This window comes from Varibaculum cambriense DSM 15806 (genome assembly GCF_000420065.1).
Lineage (GTDB): Bacteria > Actinomycetota > Actinomycetes > Actinomycetales > Actinomycetaceae > Varibaculum > Varibaculum cambriense.
The window spans coordinates 68,642-75,085 of the sequence record NZ_ATUF01000006.1 but is presented as its reverse complement, the minus strand read 5'-3'; the positions used below and the strand labels follow the sequence as shown (position 1 = coordinate 75,085).

Below are 6,444 nucleotides of genomic sequence, written 5' to 3'. Positions count from 1 at the left end.
TCATAAACCCTGCCCACCCGAGTTTTGCCGAGCACCGTTAGCCGGGCTATCAGTTCCGAAACATCTTGGGGAGTGAAGAATTCGCCTCCAGATTTTCCGGCCGACGAGGCATACATGGTCATCAAATATTCGTAGGCATCACCGAAAGTATCAATATCGGCATCCTGATAGTTACCCAGCTCCAGGTCCGCGATAGCGTCAAGCAGTTTCACCAGCTTGGCGTTTCGCTCCGCAATCGAGTTCCCCAAGCGAGGACTATTGGTATTGACGTCATCAAATAGCCCTTTAAGGTCATCTTCCGAGGAAGAGCCAATAGCCGAAGCCTCAATATCGGCAAACACCGCCGCTAAAGTCTCGTTTAAATTCTGGTCACGAGGCGCGGCTCGGCGCACGTTTTGGAACAACTCTGAGGGCGGAATGAAAAACCCGAGGGTATTAACCATATATTCCCGGGCGGTTTCAGCTTGTTCATCATCTATTTGGGCGTAGTTGAAATCTGCTTCCCCGCCCTCGGCCTGGATCTTATTTACCCAGTTGGTGATGTGTTCGGAAATGAAACGGTAAAACAGCATTCCCAACACGTAGGCTTTGAAATCCCATCCATCTACGCTGCCACGTAAATCATTGGCCACCCGCCAAATCGTCCGATGTAAATTAGCGCGTTGATCTGATGCCGCCACTAGAACCCCCTAGGTAAAGAACTAGGTAATAGTCTAGCGAGGCTGGCGTGCATCCGAGTCACCGGCGCGCGCCAGGTAATGAAGCAGAGACTGGAAGTTAGTAGCCGCTGCCGAGGCGTCCTCTAGAGTACCAGAGTTTCCGTCACCAGAGCGTGAACCAAAAAATAGTAAATACATGCGCACTATACACATAACACGCATATAACCATTGAATTTTTATCCCAATTTTTCTAGTATTTATGTAGGAACAGGAGGGGCAACGATGGCTAAAGTTAGTACCAACATCAACCTGGATGCGGATCTGAAGCGCTCCGCGCAGCTTTTACTTAAGGATCTGGGCATGGATCTAACCACTGCAGTCACGATATTCTTGCGGCAAACCGTGCGGGACCAGGCAATCCCGTTTCAAATATCGCGCGATACTCCTAATGCCGAAACTCTGGATGCCTTGCGAGAATACGAGGAAATGAAGGCGCACCCCGAAAACTATCCGCGCTACACCAGCTTCGAAGAAGCGATGAAGGACGTCCTCTCATGAGGCTAAACATAGTTCTTTCCAACCGCTTCAAAAAAGACTTGAAACTTGCGAAAAAACGCGGTCTGGATTTAGAACTACTGAACTCCATTATCAAGCATCTCACACAGAGAAAGCCTCTTCCCCCTAAATATAGAGATCACGATCTTGGAGGTAATTTCCGGGGCTTTCGCGAATGCCATATAAAACCGGATTGGCTCTTGGTCTATCGTATTGACGGAGAAGACCTCATATTGTTCTTAAACCGCACAGGATCTCACGCAGACCTCTTCGGGATGTAACTCCAACCGGTATCCCCTGTCACCGACACACTATCGTTTATTTTTCTTACCACGGGTCTTTTTGGTCTTTTCCCGATTCCCGATTACTACAAAACAAGCAAAGCCTAGGGCCCAGATCGGAAGGGTAAAGAGCATATTCCGCAGATAGTTAGCAGTAAAAAGCAAAAAGAAGTCCAAAATAGCCGAGAGCGCGACCAGGATAATCCCCGCCCAAACCAAAAAATCATCGATAGTAGTTTTCATACGCTTAGACCCGGTTTTTAGATTACCGCGGGCATCGCTTATGACCAAGACATTACCGTTACCCGTAAGTGTTTATTCTCATACACCTATGTAGGCAACTTCAATTGCGGGCAAAAATTAGAGCCTTTAACATTGGGTAGCGATACATAAGTCCTATATCCTGAGCAGTAACAGGAACCCGTGAACATTAAATGAAATCTTTAGGAAGGACTGATCGATGGAATCTTCCAGTAAGACAGGGGCGGGAAAGCGTTTCGTGCGTTCTCGTATTGCCGCCCTATCGGCTATGGCCTTAGCAGCAGGCACATTAGTCGCCGTACCTAGCTTCATATCAACCCAGCCCGCGGAGGCAGCACCGTTCACCGGCGGTGTTCGCGACAATGACGGCGTAGTCGAGAAAGACAAACAACTAGCCTCGGATTTGCCGGCAGGCGAGTGTGTTGTCGAAGGCGACGATCAACCGTCTGGCAGTCAGGCGGGTTTCACCTGGTCCACCCTCGAGCCAAGCGCGAGCAGCACTTCTAAAACCGCTTGGGGTTTGAGTCTTGCCTTTGATAACTCGAAGGACCGCACCTTCGCTGATTGGAGCTTCACTAATTCGGGGCTCCTTGGCGCGGTTTTGGACAAAGGGACAGTGTCCTCCCTGGATGTTGGCAAGGCTCTTTACGCGGGTGCACCACCGGTTACTGCCAAGGCCGATGAAGACATCGAGATTTCAGGGCGTGGTAGTCAAAGGGCAGTAAATCTGAACGCAAATCTGACGGACGATAAGGTCAAGCAGTACGCGGAGGCCAAGGCAGCAAACCCCGTGCGTTACGCGTGGCAGAGCAACTACAAGAAGGAGCACACATCTAGCCCCTACGCAACTCAGGGTAGTAGCGCTCTTTTTTCCGCCAAAGTTAACCCCTGGCCTAGTGAGAACATCGAATGTAACCCCATCACCGTGTCCTGGGAGAGTATCGAAAAACACGTAATTGTTCCTGGTGAAAAAACCAAGGTCGGCAAGATTAACATCCCGGCTGTGAAGAAAGACGGTACCGACGACTCCCTATCTCGCATGTTGGTAGAGGCCTATGACGGCAACGGTAAGTTCATCGGCACCTCGGATCCAGGAGCCTCCGGCGGCGGTGAGCAGCTCCTAAGTGTCGACAAAAACGGAGATATCTACTTCACTTGGCCGAAGTACCGGGGCACGGATCTGGCTACTGACAAGAACGTAAATTTCTCTGTCCTCGCGAAACCGCGTACCAAGGAACAGCTCCAGGCTGCCGCTAAGAACAACAGCGATTTCGGAGAAGGCGTGGCATTTGCCAGCTCCAACTCGCTGGACCGCTACAAAAAGGCGAACGTCATCGACTCCAAGGCGTTTTCTTTGGATGACACCGAGTATCACGACCCGCAGTATGACAAGGTTGAGGCCACAATCACTTCGGGCGTAGTTAAGGCCAATGAAGGGCCGCTGGCTACTGAGCCACAGAAGGTGACCTTCACTCAGACGCCAGATCTCATCACGGATCTAAAGAAAAAGAAGACGGACGGCGGCTTCGAAGCCACCGTGAAACTGGATGAGAAGTACGTCTACGAGGGTTGGACCGTCGAGATGGACGAGAATTACAACGTCACCGTCACTGCTCCAGAAAACCCGAGACCGGGTGCTTTCGCGCAACCCAAGATCACGGTGGAGTACTCTAACGGCTCCACTGACGTGCTACAGCTTATGGTAGTTGTTGATCCGAACAACACGCAGGTAACTGATCTAGTGCGCCCAAGCCTTTCTAAGGGCAGAGTGAACGAAGAGATCACCTCCCAGATTGGTCTCAAGCCAATATTGAAGGGATACAAAGCAGTTAACCCGGCCAAGTACGAGGTAGACGCTGACTCCGTACCGAAAGGTTGGACCGTCACGGTCGATGCGACCGGCAAGGTGACTGCGAAGGCGGATGGCAGCGTGGTCGCCCCTGGCAGCACCATCACGCCGAAGGTAAAGGCCACCTACCCGGACCAGACTACGGATGAGATAGAACTCCAGTTCCAGGCGATTGCGGATATCAAAATCCCCACCTACGACACGGTGACGGGTCAGCCAGAAGCGAATATGACCCTCAAACCCAAGAATCCTGAGCAAGGTCTGAGCGGTAATAAGAGTGATCAGGCGCCCGACCGCTACACCTTTGAAGATGGAAGTAATCAGCAGACCTTCAAGAGCAAATCGGGTAAGACGTGGACTGTCCGCGTTGATGAGAAGAATGGTGAAATCACTACCACTATCCCCAAGGATGCGCCGGAAGGAGACATCCTGGACGTCCCGGTTCTCGGTCACTACAAAGACGGCAACTTCAAGCCGCAGAAGGTTACCGGTACGGTCGTTGTCCTTAAAGGTGACCTGAAGGCTACTTACGACGTCCAGGTGACCGGCCCGGGTAATCCCGTAACCCACCAGGTCACAGGCGCTCCAACGGACTCCAAGTTCTCCTTTGGCAACAAGAATGGTAACCCAATCCTGACACAGACCACAGAGAACGGCTGGGAGTACAAGATTGACCCGGACACTGGTGTTGTGACTTCTACTCCGCCGAAGACGGCTAAGCCGGGCGACCAGAACACTATTAGCGTCAAGGTGGATGCCCCCGGTGGCAGGACCACCACGACGCCGGTCACCACCGTGGTCAAACTGAGCAATAACTGGGAGTCCAACCCGGTTATCCCGCCGAAGACGGTGTATCCGGGCGACACGGTGACATCGCCGCTGACAATCGAAAAGCCGGAAGGCATCAAGGTTGCTGAGAACAAGCCTTACGAGATTGCTCCGTTACCGGAGCACATCACTCCGACCGGCGACACGAACGAGTTTGGCAACCCGACCTACACGCTGAAGACTGATAACGGCGACTGGATCGTTAGCCTGGATAAAGATGGCCACGTCATCTCCACCGCGCCTAAGACCGCGAAGCCGGGCGATAAAATAGAGGTCCCCGTAACCGTGACCTACGAGGATGGTTCTCAGGACACCACCTCCGCTGTGGTTAACGTCGCTGATGTTCCTACGCGCGAGGTACCGTTTGGGGTCGAATACAAGTTCGATGATTCCATCCCTGCCGGCAAATACAAGGTTGGCACCGAGGGCGTGCCGGGCAAGGAGAAGATGTCCAAGGACGGTAAGTGGGAGCGGACCAAGGATCCGGTTAACGAGGTGGTTCGGATTGGCACCAAGCCGTCCGAGGCTAAAAAGGATGTCACTTGGACTGCGGAACTTGCGTTCGCGGTCGAGACTCGTCCCAATCCAGAGCTGAAACCGGGTGAGATTAAGGTCGTCCAGAAAGGCGTGGCAGGGGTGAAAACCTACACGGCTAACTTCACCGCTAAGGGTAATGAAGCCAGCGTTACGCCTGAAGAAAAGGTGACCCAGAAGCCGGTTGACGAGATCATTGAGTACGGCCCGACACCTGAGGACACCACCGTGGTAACCAAGGTGGCCAAGCCTATCCCGTTCAAGACCAAGATCGTCTTTGACGACACCCTGGAAACCGGTAAAAAAGTTGTCCAGGACGGCGTGTTTGGCAGTGAAACTGTAACCTCGACTCAGAAGATCGTCAACGGCAAGCCAGAAGGTGACCCGACCGTGACCACTGAGCGCACCCAGGATCCCAGTGATCAGATTATCCGGGTAGGTACCAAGTGCGTCTGCGAAAAGCCCAACTGTCCGACCAAGCCGGGGAATGGTTCGCCACATAAACCAGGCCAACCAGGCTGGCATGGAAATGGCTCGTACGGACCCAATGGCCCGAGCGACGCTAGCAACCCCGGAGGCTCGCTGGCGGCAACTGGTGCCCAACAAGCGTTAGCAGCGCTCATGGGTGTGGGTATGATCGGTGTCGGATTGGTACTGGTTCTTGCCCGCCGCAGGAGCCGTCGTGACTAACAGGTAAGGCTGAGCGGGGCTCTTGCCCCACCCAGACAATGCAAAGCGAGTGGTCCGGTGAAATTGCACCGGACCACTTGCTTTTTCCTTTGATCAGCTTGGCGTGCTAAGAGTTGCCAACTGCCCGCCTCTCAAACCCAAACTCCTACTCACTGCTGTTTAAGTTCTAGTGGTAGTGGCAACCCCAGTCAGGCATGCTATTCATTTTGGTAGGTAACCTCTAAAGTGGCGCGCGCCAGGGAATGAAACAGGGCCTGGAAGTTAGCAGCCGCCGCCGAGACGTCCTCATCCAGTTCCAAAGTTTCCGTATCCAGGGCGTGAACGGCAAAAATATAACGATGCGGACGATCCCCCTTCGGCGGAGCCGCCCCCATATATGACCAGCCACCTCCATCGTTACGTAAATGGAAAGCCGGGCCGTCAAGCTCTAGGTCACTGCTGCCCGCCCCGGTAGGCAGGGAAGTCATCTCCGGCGGAATGTCGGTAATCAACCAGTGCCAGAACCCGGAAGGAGTAGGAGCATCGGGGTCAAAACAAGTGAGCAAGAAAGACTTGGTTTCTGTGGGGAAACCGCTCCATGAAAGTTGCGGTGATAGGTTCTCCCCCGCCGCTATCTGCGCGGTGGGCATCTGACCCCCTACCGTCATATCGGCAGAAGTCAAGGTAAAAGTAGGAAGCTGCGGTAAAGCCTGGTAAGGGTCCAGAGCCAGCGGACGAGAGTTAAGATCCATGATTCCTCCAATATGGTCAGTGCTTGTGCCTCTAGGCTACGTGAATAGCGCCGTT

General features: G+C 53.2%; 6 protein-coding genes. 3 read left to right on the top strand and 3 right to left on the bottom strand.

Features of this window, described 5'->3' with window-relative positions:
* The coding region (locus F605_RS0108365) for a type I restriction-modification system subunit M (protein ID WP_022865428.1) at positions 1 to 680 on the bottom strand (680 nt) is incomplete at its 3' end.
* A gap of 33 nt (positions 681 to 713) precedes the next feature.
* Positions 714 to 881 (bottom strand): hypothetical protein, encoded by a 168-nt coding sequence (locus F605_RS11440; RefSeq protein WP_156005359.1) that lies wholly within the window; start codon positions 879 to 881, stop codon positions 714 to 716.
* A gap of 61 nt (positions 882 to 942) precedes the next feature.
* On the opposite strand from F605_RS11440, the gene F605_RS0108360 reads away from it, so the two are divergent.
* From F605_RS0108360 to F605_RS10600, 3 genes are all read left to right on the top strand, one after another.
* Positions 943 to 1,218 carry a type II toxin-antitoxin system RelB/DinJ family antitoxin gene (locus tag F605_RS0108360; protein WP_022865427.1) on the top strand — a complete coding sequence of 92 codons (276 nt, stop codon included), beginning with the start codon at positions 943 to 945 and terminating at the stop codon, positions 1,216 to 1,218.
* Positions 1,215 to 1,496: a type II toxin-antitoxin system YafQ family toxin gene (locus tag F605_RS0108355; protein ID WP_022865426.1), complete on the top strand. Its 282-nt coding sequence runs from the start codon at positions 1,215 to 1,217 to the stop codon at positions 1,494 to 1,496. The genes F605_RS0108360 and F605_RS0108355 overlap by 4 nt, the downstream gene beginning before the upstream one ends.
* 460 nt (positions 1,497 to 1,956) lie before the next feature.
* Positions 1,957 to 5,658: an adhesin domain containing protein gene (locus tag F605_RS10600; protein WP_051132156.1), complete on the top strand. Its 3,702-nt coding sequence runs from the start codon at positions 1,957 to 1,959 to the stop codon at positions 5,656 to 5,658.
* Between the two features lie 197 nt (positions 5,659 to 5,855).
* Here the strand turns inward: F605_RS10600 and F605_RS0108340 are convergent, their stop codons facing one another.
* Complete coding sequence (locus F605_RS0108340; protein ID WP_027723724.1) at positions 5,856 to 6,389, bottom strand: YbhB/YbcL family Raf kinase inhibitor-like protein; 534 nt, start codon at positions 6,387 to 6,389, stop codon at positions 5,856 to 5,858.
* Positions 6,390 to 6,444 lie beyond the last annotated feature (55 nt).